This window comes from Paraburkholderia sp. WS6, assembly GCF_030464835.1.
In the GTDB taxonomy this organism is placed as follows: domain Bacteria; phylum Pseudomonadota; class Gammaproteobacteria; order Burkholderiales; family Burkholderiaceae; genus Paraburkholderia; species Paraburkholderia madseniana.
Genome location: NZ_JALQCK010000013.1, coordinates 42,074 through 60,063, shown reverse-complemented (window position 1 = coordinate 60,063; position 17,990 = coordinate 42,074). Strand labels below are relative to the sequence as shown.

Annotated in this window: 21 protein-coding genes and 1 other RNA gene; 13 read left to right on the top strand and 9 right to left on the bottom strand. The window is 61.6% G+C overall.

Annotation, left to right across the window (positions count from 1 at the left end):
- Window positions 1–9: 9 nt before the first annotated feature.
- From M0D64_RS17525 to M0D64_RS17515, 3 genes are read left to right on the top strand one after another with little or no spacing between them, the layout of a single operon-like run.
- Complete coding sequence (locus tag M0D64_RS17525; RefSeq protein WP_154558083.1) at window positions 10–750, top strand: amino acid ABC transporter permease; 741 nt, start codon at window positions 10–12, stop codon at window positions 748–750.
- Window positions 750–1,427, top strand: coding sequence for a glutamate/aspartate ABC transporter permease GltK (gene gltK / locus M0D64_RS17520; protein ID WP_154558082.1), 678 nt, complete (start codon window positions 750–752; stop codon window positions 1,425–1,427). The genes M0D64_RS17525 and gltK overlap by 1 nt, the downstream gene beginning before the upstream one ends.
- Window positions 1,424–2,149 carry an amino acid ABC transporter ATP-binding protein gene (locus tag M0D64_RS17515; RefSeq protein WP_054034498.1) on the top strand — a complete coding sequence of 242 codons (726 nt, stop codon included), beginning with the start codon at window positions 1,424–1,426 and terminating at the stop codon, window positions 2,147–2,149. The genes gltK and M0D64_RS17515 overlap by 4 nt, the downstream gene beginning before the upstream one ends.
- 84 nt (window positions 2,150–2,233) lie before the next feature.
- Here M0D64_RS17515 and M0D64_RS17510 read toward each other — a convergent pair whose 3' ends face one another.
- Window positions 2,234–3,160, bottom strand: coding sequence for a class II glutamine amidotransferase (locus tag M0D64_RS17510; protein WP_266258662.1), 927 nt, complete (start codon window positions 3,158–3,160; stop codon window positions 2,234–2,236).
- A 190-nt stretch (window positions 3,161–3,350) separates the two neighbouring features.
- On the opposite strand from M0D64_RS17510, the gene pyrC reads away from it, so the two are divergent.
- The 3 genes from pyrC to rnpB all read left to right on the top strand — a co-directional run bounded on the left by pyrC (window position 3,351) and on the right by rnpB (window position 5,739).
- The gene (gene pyrC, locus M0D64_RS17505) at window positions 3,351–4,439 is read left to right on the top strand and encodes a dihydroorotase (RefSeq protein WP_266258661.1); all 1,089 of its coding nucleotides are present in this window, start codon (window positions 3,351–3,353) and stop codon (window positions 4,437–4,439) included.
- Between the two features lie 11 nt (window positions 4,440–4,450).
- Window positions 4,451–5,284 (top strand): DUF3025 domain-containing protein, encoded by an 834-nt coding sequence (locus tag M0D64_RS17500; RefSeq protein ID WP_266258660.1) that lies wholly within the window; start codon window positions 4,451–4,453, stop codon window positions 5,282–5,284.
- Window positions 5,285–5,325: 41 nt separating this feature from the next.
- Window positions 5,326–5,739: RNase P RNA component class A (gene rnpB, locus M0D64_RS17495), an RNA gene on the top strand.
- A gap of 104 nt (window positions 5,740–5,843) precedes the next feature.
- Here rnpB and M0D64_RS17490 read toward each other — a convergent pair.
- Window positions 5,844–6,266 carry an OsmC family protein gene (locus M0D64_RS17490; protein ID WP_063497318.1) on the bottom strand — a complete coding sequence of 141 codons (423 nt, stop codon included), beginning with the start codon at window positions 6,264–6,266 and terminating at the stop codon, window positions 5,844–5,846.
- 88 nt (window positions 6,267–6,354) lie between these two features.
- On the opposite strand from M0D64_RS17490, the gene M0D64_RS17485 reads away from it, so the two are divergent.
- From M0D64_RS17485 to erpA, 4 genes are all read left to right on the top strand, one after another.
- Window positions 6,355–6,978 carry a hypothetical protein gene (locus M0D64_RS17485; RefSeq protein ID WP_266258659.1) on the top strand — a complete coding sequence of 208 codons (624 nt, stop codon included), beginning with the start codon at window positions 6,355–6,357 and terminating at the stop codon, window positions 6,976–6,978.
- Window positions 6,950–7,378 (top strand): 50S ribosomal protein L13, encoded by a 429-nt coding sequence (gene rplM, locus M0D64_RS17480; protein ID WP_007180422.1) that lies wholly within the window; start codon window positions 6,950–6,952, stop codon window positions 7,376–7,378. Before M0D64_RS17485 ends, rplM begins: the two co-directional genes overlap by 29 nt.
- 11 nt (window positions 7,379–7,389) lie before the next feature.
- Window positions 7,390–7,782, top strand: a complete 393-nt coding sequence (gene rpsI / locus M0D64_RS17475; RefSeq protein WP_007180423.1) for a 30S ribosomal protein S9 — start codon at window positions 7,390–7,392, stop codon at window positions 7,780–7,782.
- A 268-nt stretch (window positions 7,783–8,050) separates the two neighbouring features.
- Window positions 8,051–8,416: an iron-sulfur cluster insertion protein ErpA gene (gene erpA, locus M0D64_RS17470; protein ID WP_007180424.1), complete on the top strand. Its 366-nt coding sequence runs from the start codon at window positions 8,051–8,053 to the stop codon at window positions 8,414–8,416.
- An 87-nt stretch (window positions 8,417–8,503) separates the two neighbouring features.
- On the opposite strand, the gene M0D64_RS17465 is transcribed toward erpA, so the two are convergent.
- Window positions 8,504–9,634, bottom strand: a complete 1,131-nt coding sequence (locus M0D64_RS17465; protein ID WP_266258658.1) for an anhydro-N-acetylmuramic acid kinase — start codon at window positions 9,632–9,634, stop codon at window positions 8,504–8,506.
- A 206-nt stretch (window positions 9,635–9,840) separates the two neighbouring features.
- On the opposite strand from M0D64_RS17465, the gene tyrS reads away from it, so the two are divergent.
- The 3 genes from tyrS (at window position 9,841) to M0D64_RS17450 (ending at window position 12,392) form a co-directional block, all read left to right on the top strand.
- Complete coding sequence (tyrS, locus tag M0D64_RS17460) at window positions 9,841–11,085, top strand: tyrosine--tRNA ligase (RefSeq protein ID WP_266258657.1); 1,245 nt, start codon at window positions 9,841–9,843, stop codon at window positions 11,083–11,085.
- A gap of 56 nt (window positions 11,086–11,141) precedes the next feature.
- Entirely contained in the window at window positions 11,142–11,600 is a 459-nt protein-coding gene (gene dtd, locus M0D64_RS17455; protein WP_063497315.1) for a D-aminoacyl-tRNA deacylase, read from the top strand.
- A 111-nt stretch (window positions 11,601–11,711) separates the two neighbouring features.
- Window positions 11,712–12,392, top strand: a complete 681-nt coding sequence (locus M0D64_RS17450) for a histidine phosphatase family protein (protein ID WP_266258656.1) — start codon at window positions 11,712–11,714, stop codon at window positions 12,390–12,392.
- Window positions 12,393–12,425: 33 nt separating this feature from the next.
- Here M0D64_RS17450 and ruvB read toward each other — a convergent pair whose 3' ends face one another.
- The 6 genes from ruvB to dusB form a co-directional block, all read right to left on the bottom strand.
- Entirely contained in the window at window positions 12,426–13,490 is a 1,065-nt protein-coding gene (ruvB, locus tag M0D64_RS17445) for a Holliday junction branch migration DNA helicase RuvB (RefSeq protein WP_154558075.1), read from the bottom strand.
- A 121-nt stretch (window positions 13,491–13,611) separates the two neighbouring features.
- On the bottom strand, window positions 13,612–14,193 hold the full coding sequence (ruvA, locus tag M0D64_RS17440; RefSeq protein WP_093635484.1) for a Holliday junction branch migration protein RuvA: 582 nt from the start codon (window positions 14,191–14,193) through the stop codon (window positions 13,612–13,614).
- Window positions 14,194–14,346: 153 nt separating this feature from the next.
- Window positions 14,347–14,889: a crossover junction endodeoxyribonuclease RuvC gene (ruvC, locus tag M0D64_RS17435; RefSeq protein WP_097390381.1), complete on the bottom strand. Its 543-nt coding sequence runs from the start codon at window positions 14,887–14,889 to the stop codon at window positions 14,347–14,349.
- Between the two features lie 172 nt (window positions 14,890–15,061).
- Window positions 15,062–16,627 carry a bifunctional phosphoribosylaminoimidazolecarboxamide formyltransferase/IMP cyclohydrolase gene (gene purH, locus M0D64_RS17430; protein WP_266258655.1) on the bottom strand — a complete coding sequence of 522 codons (1,566 nt, stop codon included), beginning with the start codon at window positions 16,625–16,627 and terminating at the stop codon, window positions 15,062–15,064.
- Between the two features lie 55 nt (window positions 16,628–16,682).
- A complete protein-coding gene (locus M0D64_RS17425) occupies window positions 16,683–16,916 on the bottom strand; it encodes a Fis family transcriptional regulator (protein ID WP_007180440.1) in 234 nt (77 codons plus the stop codon).
- Window positions 16,913–17,980, bottom strand: coding sequence for a tRNA dihydrouridine synthase DusB (dusB, locus tag M0D64_RS17420; protein WP_266258654.1), 1,068 nt, complete (start codon window positions 17,978–17,980; stop codon window positions 16,913–16,915). Before dusB ends, M0D64_RS17425 begins: the two co-directional genes overlap by 4 nt.
- Between the last annotated feature and the right edge of the window lie 10 nt (window positions 17,981–17,990).

Here is a 17,990-nt window from a genome sequence, read left to right as displayed (position 1 = left end):
GTCTTGGTCATGTCATATCACTGGAACTGGGGCATTCTGCTGAGTCCGGTCTCCACCGGCGAGCCGACCACCTATCTGGGCTGGCTGCTGTCCGGTTTCTGGGTGACGATCACCGTGTCGCTGTCGGCATGGGTGATCGCGCTGATTGTCGGTTCGTTGTTCGGTGTGCTGCGCACGGTGCCGAACAAATGGGCATCGGGTATCGGCACGCTCTATGTCGCGATCTTCCGCAACATCCCGCTGATCGTGCAGTTCTTTATCTGGTATCTGGTGATACCGGAGTTGCTGCCCGTGTCGATGGGGAACTGGTACAAGCAACTGCCGCCGAGCGCGCAGTTCTTCTCATCGTCTATTTTGTGCCTCGGGCTCTTTACCGCCGCGCGCGTGTGCGAGCAGGTGCGCTCGGGTATCAACGCATTGCCGCGCGGCCAGCGTGCCGCGGGTCTGGCAATGGGTTTTACGCAATGGCAGACGTATCGCTACGTGCTGTTGCCGGTTGCGTACCGGATCATCGTGCCGCCGCTCACGTCCGAGTTTCTGAACATCTTCAAGAACTCGGCGGTTGCGTCGACCATCGGTCTGCTGGATCTGTCAGCCCAGGCGCGCCAACTGGTCGACTACACGTCGCAGACGTATGAGTCGTTCATCGCGGTCACGCTAGCCTATGTGCTGATCAATCTGGTCGTGATGCAACTGATGCGCTGGGTCGAAGCCAAGACCCGGTTGCCCGGCTATATCGGAGGTAAGTGATGCATCATTTCGACTGGAGCGGTATTCCGGGCGCACTGCCTACGCTGTGGATCGGCGCTATCGTCACCATCAAGATCACGCTGATTGCGATTGTGATCGGCATTGTCTGGGGCACTCTTCTCGCGATCATGCGGCTTTCGCCGATCAAGCCGTTCGAATGGTTCGCCAAGGCCTACGTGACGGTGTTCCGTTCGATCCCGCTGGTGATGGTGCTGCTGTGGTTCTTCCTGATCGTGCCGCAGGTGCTGCAGAACGTGCTGGGTTTGTCGCCGGATATCGACATCCGGCTGGCTTCGGCGATGGTCGCTTTCTCACTGTTCGAGGCGGCGTACTATTCGGAGATCATCCGCGCCGGCATTCAGGCGGTGCCGCGTGGGCAGGTCAATGCCGCGTTTGCGCTCGGCATGAGCTACCCGCAGGCGATGCGCCTCATCGTGCTGCCGCAGGCGTTCCGCGCGATGGTGCCGCTGCTGCTCACCCAAGGTATCGTGCTGTTTCAGGATACGTCGCTCGTCTACGTGATCAGCCTCGCCGACTTCTTCCGCACCGCCACGAATATTGGCGACCGTGACGGCACGAATGTCGAAATGGTACTGTTCGCGGGCGCGTGTTATTTCGTGATCTGCGTGATCGCGTCGAGCCTCGTCAAAGGTCTTCAGAAAAAGGTCGCAAGATGATCTCTATCAAGAATGTTTCGAAGTGGTACGGCCAGTTTCAAGTGCTGACCGACTGCACGACGGAAGTCAAAAAAGGTGAAGTGGTGGTGGTGTGCGGGCCGTCGGGCTCGGGCAAGTCCACGCTGATCAAAACCGTCAACGGCCTCGAGCCGTTCCAGAAGGGCGAGATCGTCATCAACGGCCAATCGCTGACCGACAAGAAAACCAATCTGTCGAAGCTGCGTGCGAAGGTCGGCATGGTGTTCCAGCACTTCGAGCTGTTCCCGCATCTGTCGATCGTGCAGAACCTGACGCTCGCACAGGTCAAGGTGCTCGGCCGCTCGAAGGACGAAGCCACGACCAAGGGCTACAAGCTGCTCGATCGAGTCGGCCTGCGTGCGCATGCGGATAAGTTTCCGGGGCAATTGTCGGGCGGTCAGCAGCAGCGCGTGGCGATTGCGCGCGCGTTGTCGATGGACCCGATCGCGATGCTGTTCGACGAGCCGACTTCGGCACTCGATCCGGAAATGATCAATGAAGTGCTCGACGTGATGGTCGAGCTCGCGCAAGAAGGCATGACGATGATGTGCGTCACGCACGAAATGGGCTTTGCCAAGAAGGTCGCGCACCGCGTGATCTTTATGGACAAGGGCTTGATCGTGGAAGACGACAAGAAGGAAGACTTCTTCGCGAATCCGAAGTCGGATCGTGCGAAGGATTTTCTGGCGAAGATCCTGCACTGAACGTGTTCTTGGGCCGCGCTGGTTGGTTGGCGTGGCCCGGGCAGAAAAAAAGCCGCCCGGCGCGAACCGGGCGGCTTTTTCGTATCAGGATTCGAAAGCAGCCGTGTCGTCCGCGGCTTCAAGGTCGACCTCAGCCGTGGCAACCGCCTCAACCGAAGCCGCAATCGTAGTCGCCGAAGCCGATGCGTCCAACGCCGGATTGTGCAGCTTCTCCAGCACCGAAGCGGGCACCGGCACATTGACCCGGCCGATCACTTCACCGTGCTGGAACATCAGTAGATCGCCCGGTTTGAAGGCGGTCCACACTTCGTTATCGGTGAGCGGCTTGGTCGCGATCACGGCGACGCGGTCTTCCGGAGTCGTGTATTTGGCGAAATCGATCGACACGTCGGCATCGACCAGATGCGCAGTCGAGAACGGCCAGCGCCGCACGATGTAGTGCAGATGCGTCGAGCAATGCGCGAACAGCGCCTGGCCGTTCGACATCAGGAAATTGAACACGCCAAATTGCGTGATCTCGCGCGTGAGCGTTTCGAGCGCCGCGAACAGTTCTTCCAGCGGCGGTTGGCAGCCCGGAAAAGCCTTGCGCAAACCTTGCAGCAACGCGCAGAAGGCGAGCTCGCTATCGGTTGTGCCGACGGGTTGATAGACGCCGTTGAGCGCCGGCGAATAATCTTTCAGGTCGCCGTTATGCGCGAAGATCCAGTGGCGCCCCCACAGTTCGCGCATGAACGGATGGCAGTTTTCCAGCAGGATGTGCCCTTGCGTCGCTTTGCGAATATGCGCGATCGTGTTCTTCGATTTGATCGGGTAGCGCTTGACCATCTCTGCGATCGGCGAGGTAGCCGACGATTGATGGTCGATGAACAGGCGGCAGGCTTTGTCTTCGAAGAAGGCGATGCCCCAGCCGTCCGCGTGGTGATCGGTGACGCCGCCGCGCGCCGCAAAGCCGGTGAACGAGAACGTGACGTCCGTCGGCGCGGCGCAGTTCATTCCGAGAAGTTGGCACATGTTGCGGGTAAGCCTGTGAACGGGGCAAGCCGTTACAATGATGATTTTCCAAGCATATCACCGAGCCAGAAGCGCCAAATAGCAAAATTGACGTGTGTTTAGGCTCTAGCGCTGCGAATTGCTGTGATTTGTACCGCTTCGAGCATGCCGATTTGCTTTTTTTGCCGCCGAATCTCGTTCCCCTCTCGCCATGACCGCTTCCAACGCCTCCCCCGATTCGATCGACACCATCGACTCCATCGACTCAGTTACGCTCGCCCGCCCGGACGACTGGCACCTGCACGTTCGCGACGGTGAGATGCTCGCTGCCGTGTTGCCGGATACCGCGCGCCAGTTCGGCCGCGCGATCATCATGCCCAACCTGAAGCCGCCAGTCACCACGACCGCAATGGCGCAGGCGTACCGCGAGCGCATTGTCGCCGCGATCCCGGCTGGGGCGAAGTTCGAACCGCTGATGACTCTGTACCTGACCGACAACACGCCGCCCGACGAAATCCGCCGCGCGCGCGAAAGCGGCTTTGTGCACGGCGTAAAGCTGTACCCGGCGGGTGCCACGACCAACTCGGACGCAGGCGTTACCGACATCATGAAGTGCGCCAAAACGCTCGAGGTGATGCAGGAAACCGGCATGCCGCTACTGGTGCACGGCGAAGTGACGGATGCGTCGATCGACCTGTTCGACCGCGAGAAAGTGTTTATCGACCGCGTGATGACGCCGCTGCGCCGCGCCTTTCCGGCGCTGAAGGTGGTGTTCGAGCACATCACCACGAAAGATGCAGTCGATTACATCCGCGAAGCCGGCGTGGCGCCGGGGCTGCTGGGCGCGACGATCACCGCGCACCATCTGCTGTACAACCGCAACGCGATCTTCCAGGGCGGCATTCGCCCGCACTACTACTGCCTGCCGGTGTTGAAGCGCGAGACGCATCGCGTGGCGCTGGTCGAGGCGGCGACCTCGGGCAATCCGCGCTTCTTCCTCGGCACGGATAGCGCGCCGCATCCGAAGGGTTTGAAGGAGCACGCGTGCGGCTGTGCGGGTTGCTACACGGCGTTGCATGCGCTCGAACTCTATACGGAAGCATTCGACAAAGCCGGCGCACTGGACAAGCTCGAAGGCTTCGCCAGCTTCTTCGGCGCGGATTTCTACGGTCTGCCGCGCAGCGAAGAGAAAGTCACGTTGCGTCGCGAAGAATGGACGCTGCCGGCCGAGTTGCCGGTCGGCGATACGCCTGTTGTGCCGCTGCGTGGCGGTGAGTCGATTGGCTGGCGCCTCGTCTGAGGTTGCATTAGATGCAGGTGCAAGAAGCGGCGCGCGTAGGCTTCGGTTTCGCCGATATCGACTGGTCGAAACCGTGGTTCGCGCAGTTCGCGGCGCGCGGCGAGCGCTGGCAGCAGGGCGCGCTGACGAGCTACGCGGCCTTGCTCGAGGAAATGAATGCCGATGCCGGCGAGATGCGGCAGGTGACAGGGCGCGGTCAGCGTCTCGCGTTCATTGCGCAGGACGATCTGCCGCCGGGCGCGGCTTACGAGGCGCACATCGCGTCGACGGGCTGCGTGCCGACGCGTCACAACCTGCATGACTTCTTCAACGGGTCGATGTGGTTTGCGTTTCCGCGGATCAAGGCGGCGCTGAACGCGCGGCAGTCGGCGGCGATCGACGTGTTAGGCGTCGGTCCGACCCGCGGCGGCGTTCGCGACACGCTGACCTTATTCGACGAAAACGCGCTGCTGTTCGCCTGCGCCGACCCCGCGTTGAGCGCGGCATTGCGCGGGTTCGACTGGCAGACGCTCATGGTTGCTCACCGTGATGCCTGGGGCGCACGCTGCGAAGTGCGCTGCTTCGGTCACGCGTTGCTGGAAAAGCTGATCGCGCCGTTCAAGGCCTGCACGGGCCACGCGTGGATCGTCGACGTGCCGTCCGAGTACTTCGGATGGGACGCCGCAGCGCGCGACGCTTGGCTCGACGAGTCTGTCAGCACGGCACTCCTGAACACCGAGGCATTGACGAGCCGCATGTTTGCGCCGCTGCCGGTGCTGGGGATTCCGGGCTGGTGCGCCGAGAATGAATCGCCCGAGTTTTACGAAGACACGTCGGTCTTTCGTACAGGACGACGTTCGCGCTAAAGCCGCACCCTATTCGCCGCAGTGTTAAAATGCGCCCCAGCAAAGCAGGCCAGGCAGTCGCGGCCTCTGCGGTTTCGGCCAAAGAGGGCGAGGAAAGTCCGGACTCCATAGGGCAGGGTGATGGCTAACGGCCATCCGTGGTGACACGCGGAACAGGGCAACAGAAAGCAAACCGCCGATGGCCCGGCGCAAGCCGGGATCAGGTAAGGGTGAAACGGTGCGGTAAGAGCGCACCGCGGCTGCTGCAAGGCAGACCGGCACGGTAACCTCCACCCGGAGCAATTCCAAGTAGGCAGGCTAGCATCTTCGAGATGCAGGACGGGGCCCCCGTCACGTCTGCGGGTAGGAAGCTTGAGCGCGTCAGTAATGGCGCGCCTAGAGGAATGACTGCTACGCGCGTCGCGTTTTCGGACGTGGCGCGTGCACAGAATCCGGCTTATCGGCTTGCTTTGCCACCCAACAAAAAATGCCGGCGTCCGTGTGGACGCCGGCATTTTTATTTGTGCGCACTGGCTAGGATAAATGCGCGGCTATCCGCGCAGAAGCCGACGCGCCGTGCTCAACCCGCGACGATATCGAACGAGTGCGTGAGTTCAGCAGTCTTCGCGATCATGATCGACGCCGAGCAGTATTTGTCGTGCGACAGATTGATCGCGCGCTCCACCGTAGCCGGGTTCAGATTTTTGCCCGTCACGGTGAAGTGGAAGTGAATCTTGGTGAACACCTTCGGATCTTCGCTGGCGCGTTCGGCCTTCAGCGTCACCGAGCAACCGGCGATTTCCTGGCGGCTTTTCTTCAGGATCATGACGACGTCGTAAGCCGTGCAGCCGCCCGTGCCGAGCAGAACCATTTCCATCGGACGCGGCGCGAGATTCCGGCCGCCGCCTTCCGGCGCGCCATCCATCGTGACCAGATGACCGCTGCCCGTCTCGGCCGCAAATGCCATTCCGTCTTGCCCCATCCAGCTAACTTTGCATTCCATGCTGTGCTCCACCGCGCTTCGCTTATATCGAAAACGCATTGTAGCCCGGTGTTTGCGCGTCCGCCCGAAGGGACTTTCGCTGGAACTTATGCCCGATGACCGCTTGCGTGTTGCGGTGCGGCATGTTTCGGCGATTCGGGAATGCCCTGACGGGTTTAGGGGTTTTACTCTAGATGATGTCTGTGTATGCAAGCTCTTAAAAGGGTTTTTGCCATTGATTTTAAAAGGAATTCAGAATTTTTTGGCCAGCGAACCCGTCTGCCGCATTGTAAAATCGCATTTCACAATGCAAATGTTCTTGCGTCGCACAAGGGCGCCTCATATAATCGATCCCATCGGTTGCAGCAGTTCTGCAACCTCCGCTGTCTCCTCCACCTCCTCCTTTGGTGGATTAAACCCGAACCGCTCGTTCGGGTTTTTTTTCGCCCACGGCTTCGATCTCGCGAACGCCGGATTCGGGGCGAACGGGAAGGGCAAATGGCCATTTCCGGGCGCCGGATCGCCCGATTTCTCGCCCAAACCCCCGCAAGCTTTGACTCCGCGTGACAAATTCCTTTATAATTCAGAGCTTTTCCGCATCCGCGCCCGCGGAGGAAGAACCAGGGAGAGCCTGCACGCGCCTCGATGCGCACACTACAAGCAGGAAAAAATACATTGGGCGCAGCAATTTTTTTGGATCGATCATGAAGACGTTTTCCGCAAAAGCCCATGAGGTTACGCGTGAATGGTACGTGATTGACGCGACGGATAAGGTTCTCGGGCGTGTCGCCAGCGAAGTGGCACACCGTCTTCGCGGCAAGCACAAGCCTGAATTCACTCCGCACGTCGACACCGGTGATTTCATCATCGTTATCAACGCCGGCAAGCTGCGTGTCACGGGCAACAAGGCTACTGACAAGAAGTACTACCGTCACTCGGGTTACCCGGGCGGTATTTATGAAACGACGTTCGGCAAGATGCAAGAACGCTTCCCGGGCCGTGCGCTCGAGAAAGCGGTCAAGGGCATGCTGCCGAAGGGCCCGCTCGGCTACGCGATGATCAAGAAGCTGAAGGTCTACGCTGAAGCAACGCATCCGCATTCGGCACAACAGCCGAAAGCGCTCGAGATCTAAGGGGAGCCCACATGATCGGTAACTGGAATTACGGCACGGGCCGCCGCAAGAGCGCCGTCGCACGCGTCTTCATCAAGGCTGGCAAGGGCGAGATCATTGTAAACGGCAAGCCTATCGCCGATTACTTCTCGCGCGAAACGTCGCTGATGATCGTGCGTCAGCCGCTGGAACTCACGAACCACGGCGTCACGTTCGACATCAAAGTCAACGTGAACGGTGGCGGTGAAACGGGTCAAGCTGGTGCGGTTCGCCACGGCATCACCCGCGCGCTGATGGACTATGACGCAACGCTGAAGCCGGAATTGTCGAAGGCTGGCTTCGTTACGCGTGACGCTCGTGAAGTCGAACGTAAGAAGGTCGGCTTCCACAAGGCACGTCGCCGGAAGCAATTCTCGAAGCGTTAATCGCTTCGTGTGCAATCCGGCTTTCGGGCTGGAATGCTGCAAAAGCCGCCAACGCTTTCGCGAAGGCGGCTTTTTTATTTGCTCGCGGCCAGGCTTCGCGGTAAGGGTTTTGTTGCCGGAGGTGCCGACGCGGTCTGCTCAGGCAGGCTGGTGGCGGCATCAGGGCCGACCTTTGAATTTGCTGGAAGAACCCATTGATTTTGTGGGCTTCGGCACGATATCGAGATCAGCCCTACAATAGCGGTTAGAAGCTTTTTGGAGAGTTCGAATGAACGCAGTCACCGATACACCCGTGACCGAGATGCCCGCCCCCTTCGTTTTTACCGACGCAGCGGCTGACAAGGTCAAGCAACTGATCGAAGAAGAAGGCAATGCGGACCTCAAACTGCGCGTTTTCGTGCAGGGCGGCGGCTGCTCGGGCTTTCAATACGGTTTTACGTTCGACGAAGCCGTCAACGAAGACGACACCGTCATGAACAAGAGCGGCGTCCAGCTGCTGATCGATTCGATGAGCTACCAGTATCTGGTCGGCGCTGAGATCGACTACAAGGACGACATCAACGGCGCGCAGTTCGTCATCAAGAACCCGAATGCGACGACCACGTGTGGTTGCGGCTCGTCGTTCTCGGTTTGATGGTTGGCCGGTTAGGCGACAGGATGTAAAAGCAACGGGGCTTCGGCCCCGTTTTTTGTTGCCTGCGCTGAAAGCCAGGCTCTTGGCTTAACGCGGGTAGATCGCCCCGAGCACGCGCTCGGCAGCGGCGCCAGTGACCGCCGGCAAATTGCCCGGCAAGCGCGCCACACAACGCATCGCCAGCCATGCGAACGCCAGCGGCTCGACCTGGCTCGGCGGGACGCCGAGCGCGTCGGTTGTCATCACGGGCACGCCGCTTACACCGCTGTCTTCCAGCGCCTGTCGCAGGGCCTTCAGAATCTCCGCATTGCGCGCGCCGCCGCCACACACATAGACCGCCTTGGCGTCCGACGCATGCCGTTCGATTTCGCGGGCAACCGTTACCGCGGTTAGCGCGACCAGTGTCGCTTGCACGTCGGCGGGAGCGAGGGCGGCGAACGGTTGGAGCTTGGCATCCAGCCATTGCGGGTTGAACAGGTCTCGGCCGGTGCTTTTCGGTGGTTGTTGCGTGAAAAAGGGTTCGTCGAGCAATGCACAAAGCAACGTGCGATCGACCTGTCCGCCCGCCGCGAAATGGCCGTTTTCGTCGAAAGGCTTGCCGAGATGGCGCTGCGCCCATTCGTCGAGCAGCGCGTTCGCCGGTCCGCAGTCGAAACCGCGCACGCCGCCGGTCGCGTTCAGGATCGTAATATTGCTGATGCCGCCGAGATTGCAGACCACCCGCGTTTCGTCTTTCGCGCCGAACACCGTGGCGTGAAACGCCGGCACGAGCGGCGCGCCCTGGCCGCCGGCCGCGACGTCGCGGCTGCGAAAATCGGCAACCACGTCGATGTGCATCATTTCCGCGAGCAGCGCGGGGTTGTTGATCTGCCGCGTGTAACCCTTTTCCGGCCGATGCCGCACCGTCTGACCGTGCACGCCGATTGCACGGACTTCCGAGGCCGGAACACGGCTGGCTCCCAGCAGTTCGTGGCAGCACACCGTGTAGCGCGTGGCGAGCGCATTGGCGGCCAGCGCTTCGCGTTCGATCTCGTTGTCCCCCGGCTGTTGAAGCGCGAACAGCGCGTCGCGCAAGCCTGCCGCGAAGCCGACAAACGCCTCGGCCAGCACCACCGGCGGCTTTCCTTTCGCGAATCTGACGGCAACACCGTCCACACCGTCCATGCTCGTGCCGGACATCAATCCTAAGTAGACGCCGTCTGCGGGGTCTTGCGCCACGTTGTTGCTCCTCTCGATGATTCGTTGCGATCTGTTTTAGCAGATTATCGGCGCAAGCGCGGTCGAATATAAAGCGTCACAGTGCCAATGGCGCGTCCCGGCAAGCCGAAATCATGCGTCGACGGCGCGCCTGTAGCCGAGTCAGTGGGCGCGGCGGCGCGCATCTATGGGACAATCTCCTTTTTTCGCGACTTCACGTTTCCAGCATGAGCACCGAGTCCACCAAGCCTAGCCCCGCCTTCCCGATCACCGACGAAGTCCGTCACGCACTCGCCGTCACCAAACGCGGCGTCGACGAACTGCTGATCGAAGAAGAATTCGCACAGAAGCTCGCGAAGAGCGCGGCCACCGGTGTGCCCCTGCGTATCAAGCTCGGCCTCGATCCGACCGCGCCGGACATCCACATCGGCCACACGGTCGTGCTGAACAAGATGCGCCAGTTGCAGGATCTCGGTCATACGGTGATTTTCCTGATCGGCGACTTCACCTCGCTGATCGGCGATCCGTCGGGCCGCAATGCCACGCGCCCGCCGCTCACGCGCGAGCAGATCGAATCGAACGCGAAGACGTATTTCGAGCAGGCAGCACTCGTGCTCGACCGCGACAAAACCGAAATCCGCTACAACAGCGAGTGGTCGATGCCGCTCGGCGCCGACGGCATGATCAAGCTCGCCTCGCGCTACACGGTGGCGCGGATTCTCGAGCGCGAAGATTTCACCAAGCGTTTCCAGGGCGGCGTGCCGATCTCGATCCACGAATTCCTGTACCCGTTGATGCAAGGCTACGACTCGGTCGCGCTGAACGCCGACCTCGAGCTCGGCGGCACGGACCAGAAGTTCAATCTGCTGGTGGGCCGTGAACTGCAGAAGCAGTACGGTCAGGAACAGCAGTGCATCTTGACGATGCCCTTGCTCGAAGGCCTGGACGGCGTCGAGAAGATGTCGAAGTCGAAGAACAACTACATCGGTATCAGCGAAAAACCGAAGGACATGTTCGGCAAGCTGATGAGCATCTCCGACGTGCTGATGTGGCGTTACTTCGAACTGCTGTCGTTCCGTCCGATGGACGAGATCGCCGGCTTCAAGAAAGAGATCGAAGCGGGCCGCAATCCGCGCGATTTCAAGGTGATGCTCGGTCAGGAAATCGTCGCGCGCTTCCACTCGCAAGCCGATGCCGAACGCGCGCTCGAGGACTTCAATCATCGCGCGAAGGGCGGCGTGCCGGACGATATTCCGGCCGTGACGCTCGCGGGCGCACCGCTCGCAATCGGCCAGTTGCTCAAGCAGGCCAATCTCGTGCCGTCGACCAGCGAGGCGCTGCGCAACATCGAGCAGGGTGGCGTGAAGATCGACGGCACGACCGTGTCCGACAAGGGCCTGAAGGTCGAAGCCGGCGAGTACGTCGTGCAGGTCGGCAAGCGCCGTTTTGCGCGCGTCACGCTGACGGCTTGATGACTCAGCGATAACACGATGGCGACTCGAGCGTTGTTGCATCTGGAGTCGAGCCGATGATCGCGCTGATCCAGCGCGTTCGCCGCGCGGAAGTGCGCGTGGACGACCGCGTGACCGGCGCAATCGAGGCGGGCCTGCTCGCGCTCGTATGCGCCGAACGTGGCGACACGGAGGCTGCAGCCGACCGGCTGCTCGCCAAGGTGCTCGGCTATCGCGTCTTCAGCGATGCGGCCGGCAAGATGAATCTCTCCGTGCAGAACCTCGACGGCGCAGGGCGCGCAGGCGGCTTGCTGCTCGTTTCGCAGTTCACGCTGGCTGCCGACACCAACAGCGGCCTGCGTCCCAGCTTCACGCCCGCCGCGCCGCCCGACGAGGGCAAGCGGCTATTCGATTACTTCGTCTCGGCAGCGCGCGCCAAGCACCCGATCGTCGAGACAGGCGAGTTCGGCGCCGATATGCAGGTGTCGCTCGTCAATGACGGACCGGTCACGTTCTGGCTGCAGACGAACGCTTGAGATTCAACTGCTGCCGCATGGCATAAGCGGCGGCACGCTTCCACTCCTCCAGCCGCTTTTTGCGACAATAGCGGCTCGGCATAACCGGCTACTGGCGCCCACGCTCATCCCATGACTACGCAGATTCTGTTCATCCGCCACGGCGAGACCGACTGGAACCGCATCAAGCGCATTCAAGGTCACATCGACATTCCGCTCGCGACGACCGGCCTCGCGCAGGCGCAACGCCTTGCACGCCGCATCGCGGGTGAGGTGAAAGAGGGCGCACGGCTCGACGCGATCTATTCGAGCGATCTGCAACGTGCCCAACAAACCGCGCAGCCGATCGCCGACGCGCTCGGCCTGCCGCTGCAACTGCGTGAAGGTTTGCGCGAGCGTTCATATGGTGCGTTCCAGGGGCATGACAGCGACGAAATCGCCGTCCGTTTCCCTGATGAGTACGCGCACTGGCAAACCCGCGATCCTGGCTTCGCGCCGCCTGAAGGTGAATCGCAGCGCGCGCTCTATCACCGCGTGCTGCACGCGATCGAGCCTCTGGTGGCAGTGCATCCGGGCGGCCGGATCGCTGTCGTCGCGCATGGCGGTGTGCTCGATTGCGTACGTCGTTTTGCGTGCGGTTTGTCACTCGATGCGCCGCGTGATTACGCGTTGCTGAATACGAGCGTCAACGTGGTGGATTATGCCGACGACGCCAGCAAGGCGACGATCGTGTCGTGGGCGGACGTGTCGCATCTCGACGCGCCGAGCGATGACGATAGCTTCAAGAAGAGGGTGCCGGAACCGGGGCGTTAAACGGCGCGAGTTATTTCAACTCGCGCATCCGGCTCAGGTCGCGGCCGCATCCCACAGGCCGGATATGGGGCTCGAAGCATCCGGCGCGGCGAGACCGAAATGCCGGTACGTGAGCAATGTGGCGACGCGGCCGCGCGGCGTGCGCTGCAGGAAGCCTTGCTGGATCAGGTACGGTTCGAGCACGTCTTCGATCGTGTCGCGCTCTTCGCCGATTGCCGCTGCCAGATTGTCGACGCCGACCGGGCCACCGTCGAATTTGTGCAGGATCGCCTCGAGCAGTTTGCGGTCCATCAGGTCGAAGCCGACCGCGTCCACGTCGAGCATTTTGAGTGCCGCGTCCGCCACTTGAGCGGTGATGTTGCCGTCCGCTTTCACCTCTGCGAAATCGCGCACGCGGCGCAACAGCCGGTTCGCGATCCGCGGCGTGCCGCGTGCGCGCTTGGCGATTTCGAATGCGCCATCTGGGTGGATCTGCGCATGTAGCAACGATGCCGAACGCGTGACGATGCGCGCCAGCTCTTCGGCGTTATAGAACTCAAGCCGCGCGACGATACCGAAGCGGTCACGCAGCGGATTGGTCAGCATACCCGCGCGGGTGGTTGCGCCGACCAGCGTGAACGGCTGCAGATCCAGCTTCACGCTGCGCGCGGCCGGTCCTTCGCCGATCATGATGTCGATCTGATAATCCTCCAACGCCGGATACAGAATTTCTTCGACGACCGGCGAGAGCCGGTGGATTTCGTCGATGAACAGCACGTCGTTGGCTTCGAGGTTGGTGAGCAATGCAGCGAGGTCGCCGGCGCGTTCAAGAACCGGGCCGGATGTTTGCCGCAGATTGACACCCATTTCCCGCGCGATGATGTGCGCGAGCGTGGTCTTGCCGAGACCCGGCGGCCCGAACAGCAGCACGTGGTCGAGCGATTCCGACCGGCGCCTGGCAGCCTCGATGAAGATTTCCAGTTGACCGCGTATTTTTTCCTGCCCGACATATTCTTCGAGCTGGCGTGGGCGCAACGCGCGCTCGAACGCTTCTTCGTTCGGCGAGACGGGCGTGGCCGCGATGATGCGCTCGGCGGCGAGTTTGTCGGTTTCGATCATGCGGTCATTGTACCGCGCCCCGCCCGTTGCGAAACTCGGCCGAACGGCCAGGGTGTGCGCCGCACCGCCGTGTGCGAAGCTTTACTTGTCGCACGCGGCGCCACCGTCACGGCATGGGCTTTTAACCCTTGGACAACGCCTTCAACGCGAGCTTGATGCCTTCGGAAACGCCGGTGCCGGCCGGCACGTTCTTGACGGCCGCCAACGCTTCTTTTTCGGAGTAACCCAATGCGATCAGTGCGTTCAGGATATCGGAGGCGTGGTCGGATGCCGACGCCGCGCCCGCCAGCGCGCCCAGGTCGGCGCCGATCTTCCCCTTCAGTTCGAGGAGCAGCCGCTCCGCTGTTTTCTTGCCGATGCCCGGCACACGAGTCAGGCGCGCGGCGTCCTGCATCGTGACGGTCTGCGCCAGCTCATGCACGCTCATGCCGGAGAGCACGGCGAGCGCCATACGCGCGCCGATGCCGGTGATCTTCAGCAGTTCGCGGAACGTCGAGCGTTCTTCGGCGGTGCCGAAGCCGTAGAGCAAATGCGCGTCTTCGCGCACGATCATTTGCGTGAGCAGCACGACGCGTTCACCTGTCGACGGCAGGTTGTAGAACGTGCTCATCGGCACATCGACTTCGTAACCGACGCCGTTGCAGTCGACGAGTAGATGCGGCGGGTTTTTTTCCAGCAGAACGCCGGCAATGCGACCGATCATGGCGGATTCAATCTTGAGAGAAAGGGCGAGTGTAGCGCAGTGGGTGCGCGGCATGATGCGTAGTCGCGATTCGCGCTGTTTCCACAATTCGTGCGGCCCGAAGCAGGCTCAGCGATGTTGCGGATCATGGCGCTGGCAGCCGGAACTGAACACCTAGCCCACCAACCGCCCACGCCGCACACGCAAGCCTTTCTTCGCTAGCGACGGCGCAATGCCGCCGAGCGTACTCAGCGTCGAGCCCCCATGCGCGTGGCAAATCGCCATGCCGAGGGCGTCAGCGGCATCGGTGCCAGGCACGCCGGAGAGGTTGAGCAGCCGCACCACCATCTGCTGCATCTGCTCCTTGGTCGCGCGGCCATAACCGACCACAGCCTGCTTCAATTGCAAGGCCGTATATTCGGCGACCGGCACGCCGCCCGCCACCAGTCCACAGATCGCCGCGCCGCGCGCCTGACCAAGCAACAGGGTGGATTGCGGATTGACGTTGACGAACACCTTTTCAATCGCCGACTGATCCGGTGAATGCTGACGGATCAGCGTTGAAATGCCTTCGAAAATGGTGCCGAGACGCGAGGGCAGATCGGCGTCGGCGGTTTTGATCACGCCGCTTGCGACGTAGCTGAGCGTGTGTCCGGTTTGATCGATTACGCCAAAGCCGGTCACGCGCAAGCCGGGGTCGATGCCGAGAATTCTCATGAGGTGCCGCGTATGCGGTTAAAACCAGGTGCTTGCGATACTACAACGAACGCGCCGTGTGGCGGTCGGTGTTCCAAAACAAAACGGCCCGGCGGAAAACTCCACCGGGCCGTTTCGCGCAAGCTACGCAGGCGAGCATCGCATCACAAAGACGCCGCCCGCGAAGTCGAATTCAATGCCGGAAATGACGCACGCCGGTCACCACCATCGCGATGTTGTGCTCGTCTGCTGCACCGATCACTTCGTCGTCGCGCATCGAGCCGCCTGGTTGAATCACGCAGGTTGCGCCTGCTGCAACCACCACATCCAGACCGTCACGGAACGGGAAGAACGCGTCCGACGCCACCGCCGAACCCGCCAGCGTCAAACCGGCGTTCTGCGCCTTGATGCTCGCAATACGCGCCGAGTCCACGCGGCTCATCTGGCCCGCGCCGACGCCGAGCGTCATGCCGTTGCCGCAGAACACGATCGCGTTCGACTTCACGTACTTCGCGACGCGCCATGCGAACAGCAGGTCGTCCATTTCCTTCGGCGTCGGGTGACGCTTCGTGACCACGCGCAATTCGTGCGGCTGCACGTTCTTCGAATCGAGCGATTGCACCAGCAGGCCGCCGCCGACGCGCTTCAGATCGAACGCGTTATGACCGTCACCCAAGGCGATTTCCAGCAGACGCACGTTCTGCTTGGCCGCGAACACCTGACGAGCCGCCGTGCTGAACGACGGGGCGATCAGCACTTCGACGAACTGCTTGGCCACGGCTTGCGCCGCCGTTTCGTTGACTTCACGGTTGAACGCGATGATGCCGCCGAACGCCGAGGTCGGATCGGTCTGGAACGCCTTCGCATACGCTTCGTTCGCGTCCGCGCCCACTGCGACGCCGCACGGATTCGCGTGCTTGACGATCACGCAGGCCGGTACGTCGAACGTCTTCACGCATTCCCACGCTGCATCGGAATCGGCGATGTTGTTGTACGACAGTTCCTTGCCTTGCAACTGGTTGTAGTTCGCCAGTGCGCCAGCCGGCACGGACAGATCGCGATAGAACGCGGCGCTCTGGTGCGGGTTCTCGCCGTAGCGCAGATCCTGCACCTTGTCGAAAGCCAGGTTGAAGGTGGCCGGGTAAGTGTTGCGCGACGAGTGTTGCAATTCGTCGGTCAGGCTCGTCAGGTAGTTCGTGATCGCGCCGTCGTACTGCGCGGTGTGCGCGAACACCTTGGTGGCCAGACGGAAGTTCGTCTTATACGAGACAGCGTTGCTATTCGCACGCATTTCGTCGAGCACGACCGCGTAGTCGGCCGGATCGACCACCACCGTCACGTCGCGATGATTCTTCGCGGCCGAGCGCAGCATGGTCGGGCCGCCGATGTCGATATTCTCGATCGCGTCTTCCAGCGAGCACGTTTCTTTCGACACGGTCTGCACGAACGGGTACAGATTCACGACCAGCAGGTCGATCGTCGGGATGTCGTGCTTTTCAAGCGCTGCCATGTGTTCCGGCAGGTCGCGGCGCGCAAGAATGCCGCCGTGCACCTTCGGATGCAGCGTTTTCACACGCCCGTCCAGCATTTCCGGGAAGCCCGTGTAGTCGGCGACTTCGGTGACGGAGAGGCCCGCGTCCGCGAGCAGTTTCGCGGTGCCGCCGGTCGACAGGATCTTGACGCCGAGGTCCGACAGCGACTTGGCGAAGTCGACGATGCCGGACTTGTCGGAAACGGAGATGAGCGCTTGCTTGATCATGATGAAGACGAAAAGCCGAAGGGAAACGTGGCAGGGCGCCTGAAACTACAACGAACTACAGCAAACCGTGCTGTTGCAGCTTCTTGCGCAGCGTATTGCGGTTGATGCCGAGATACTCGGCGGCCAGCGACTGATTGCCGCCGGCCTGCTCGAGCACCACTTCGAGCAAGGGTTTTTCCACGCATGAAATAACCATGTCGTAGACGTCATGCGGATTGGAGCCGTCGAGATCCTGGAAATACATCCCCAGGCTGTCGCGGACAGATTGTTCGATATTGTTCTTGCTCATGCTGCTAGTCGGTCGGTATGGTCCGGCTCGCCGTCGTTCTTGCTGAGCGTCTCGTCGACGTAGACGAGACGGTCGGAAATCGCCTTTTGGGCGTCGAAGAATTCGTTGACGGCGAGGAGTTGTTCGCGCGTGGTGTCCAGCGTATTCATACGGTGCCGGAACACGTTGGCGCCAGAAAGGCCGCGAGTGTACCAGCCGATATGCTTACGCGCAGTGCGCACGCCCGTAAATTCGCCGTAGAACGCGTAGTGATCTTCGAGATGCTCGTTCATCACCTGCTGGATTTCGTCGATGCGCGGCGGCGGCAGCAACTCACCCGTTTGCAGGAAATGCTCGATCTCGCGAAACAGCCACGGACGCCCCTGGGCGGCGCGGCCGATCATGATGGCGTCGGCGCCGGTGGCGGCGAGCACCTCGCGGGCTTTTTGCGGCGACGTGATGTCGCCATTGGCGACGACCGGAATGCGCACCGCTGCTTTGACGGCAGCGATGGTCTCGTATTCGGCGTCGCCGTGATACAGGTCGGCGCGCGTGCGGCCGTGCACCGTCAGCATGGAAATGCCGGCGGCTTCGGCCAGACGCGCTACCGTCAAAGCGTTTTTGTTGTCGCGATCCCAGCCGGTGCGGATCTTCAGCGTAACGGGTACGGCATCCGGTCCGACGCCCACTGCGCCCACCACGGCCTCGACGATGCGCTGCACCAGCGGCTCGTTCTGCAGCAAGGCAGAACCCGCGGCCACGTTGCACACTTTCTTGGCCGGGCAGCCCATGTTGATGTCGATGATCTGCGCGCCGTTCGCCACGTTGTAGCGAGCGGCTTCGGCCATCATGGCCGGATCGGCGCCGGCGATCTGCACGGCGATCGGCTCGACCTCACCCGTGTGGTTGGCGCGGCGCATGGTCTTTTCGCTTTTCCACAACTGCGCGTTCGAGGCGACCATTTCCGACACCGCATAGCCCGCGCCCAGCCGTTTGCATAGCTGCCGGAACGGCCGGTCGGTTACGCCGGCCATGGGGGCGACGAACAGGTTGTTACGCAGATTGTGGGAGCCGAGAGTGGGCATGACTTGGACG

What these genes read in the sequence shown, in the direction of transcription:
- dtd (WP_063497315.1), top strand. Translation starts at nt 11,142, where the DNA reads ATGATCGCGCTGATCCAGCGCGTTCGCCGCGCGGAAGTGCGCGTGGAC.
- M0D64_RS17510 (WP_266258662.1), bottom strand. Translation starts at nt 3,160, where the DNA reads ATGTGCCAACTTCTCGGAATGAACTGCGCCGCGCCGACGGACGTCACG.
- rplM (WP_007180422.1), top strand. Translation starts at nt 6,950, where the DNA reads ATGAAGACGTTTTCCGCAAAAGCCCATGAGGTTACGCGTGAATGGTAC.
- erpA (WP_007180424.1), top strand. Translation starts at nt 8,051, where the DNA reads ATGAACGCAGTCACCGATACACCCGTGACCGAGATGCCCGCCCCCTTC.
- M0D64_RS17500 (WP_266258660.1), top strand. Translation starts at nt 4,451, where the DNA reads ATGCAGGTGCAAGAAGCGGCGCGCGTAGGCTTCGGTTTCGCCGATATC.
- purH (WP_266258655.1), bottom strand. Translation starts at nt 16,627, where the DNA reads ATGATCAAGCAAGCGCTCATCTCCGTTTCCGACAAGTCCGGCATCGTC.
- M0D64_RS17490 (WP_063497318.1), bottom strand. Translation starts at nt 6,266, where the DNA reads ATGGAATGCAAAGTTAGCTGGATGGGGCAAGACGGAATGGCATTTGCG.
- ruvB (WP_154558075.1), bottom strand. Translation starts at nt 13,490, where the DNA reads ATGATCGAAACCGACAAACTCGCCGCCGAGCGCATCATCGCGGCCACG.
- M0D64_RS17425 (WP_007180440.1), bottom strand. Translation starts at nt 16,916, where the DNA reads ATGAGCAAGAACAATATCGAACAATCTGTCCGCGACAGCCTGGGGATG.
- M0D64_RS17515 (WP_054034498.1), top strand. Translation starts at nt 1,424, where the DNA reads ATGATCTCTATCAAGAATGTTTCGAAGTGGTACGGCCAGTTTCAAGTG.
- M0D64_RS17450 (WP_266258656.1), top strand. Translation starts at nt 11,712, where the DNA reads ATGACTACGCAGATTCTGTTCATCCGCCACGGCGAGACCGACTGGAAC.
- gltK (WP_154558082.1), top strand. Translation starts at nt 750, where the DNA reads ATGCATCATTTCGACTGGAGCGGTATTCCGGGCGCACTGCCTACGCTG.
- M0D64_RS17485 (WP_266258659.1), top strand. Translation starts at nt 6,355, where the DNA reads ATGCCCGATGACCGCTTGCGTGTTGCGGTGCGGCATGTTTCGGCGATT.
- ruvA (WP_093635484.1), bottom strand. Translation starts at nt 14,193, where the DNA reads ATGATCGGTCGCATTGCCGGCGTTCTGCTGGAAAAAAACCCGCCGCAT.
- dusB (WP_266258654.1), bottom strand. Translation starts at nt 17,980, where the DNA reads ATGCCCACTCTCGGCTCCCACAATCTGCGTAACAACCTGTTCGTCGCC.
- tyrS (WP_266258657.1), top strand. Translation starts at nt 9,841, where the DNA reads ATGAGCACCGAGTCCACCAAGCCTAGCCCCGCCTTCCCGATCACCGAC.
- ruvC (WP_097390381.1), bottom strand. Translation starts at nt 14,889, where the DNA reads ATGAGAATTCTCGGCATCGACCCCGGCTTGCGCGTGACCGGCTTTGGC.
- M0D64_RS17525 (WP_154558083.1), top strand. Translation starts at nt 10, where the DNA reads ATGTCATATCACTGGAACTGGGGCATTCTGCTGAGTCCGGTCTCCACC.
- pyrC (WP_266258661.1), top strand. Translation starts at nt 3,351, where the DNA reads ATGACCGCTTCCAACGCCTCCCCCGATTCGATCGACACCATCGACTCC.
- rpsI (WP_007180423.1), top strand. Translation starts at nt 7,390, where the DNA reads ATGATCGGTAACTGGAATTACGGCACGGGCCGCCGCAAGAGCGCCGTC.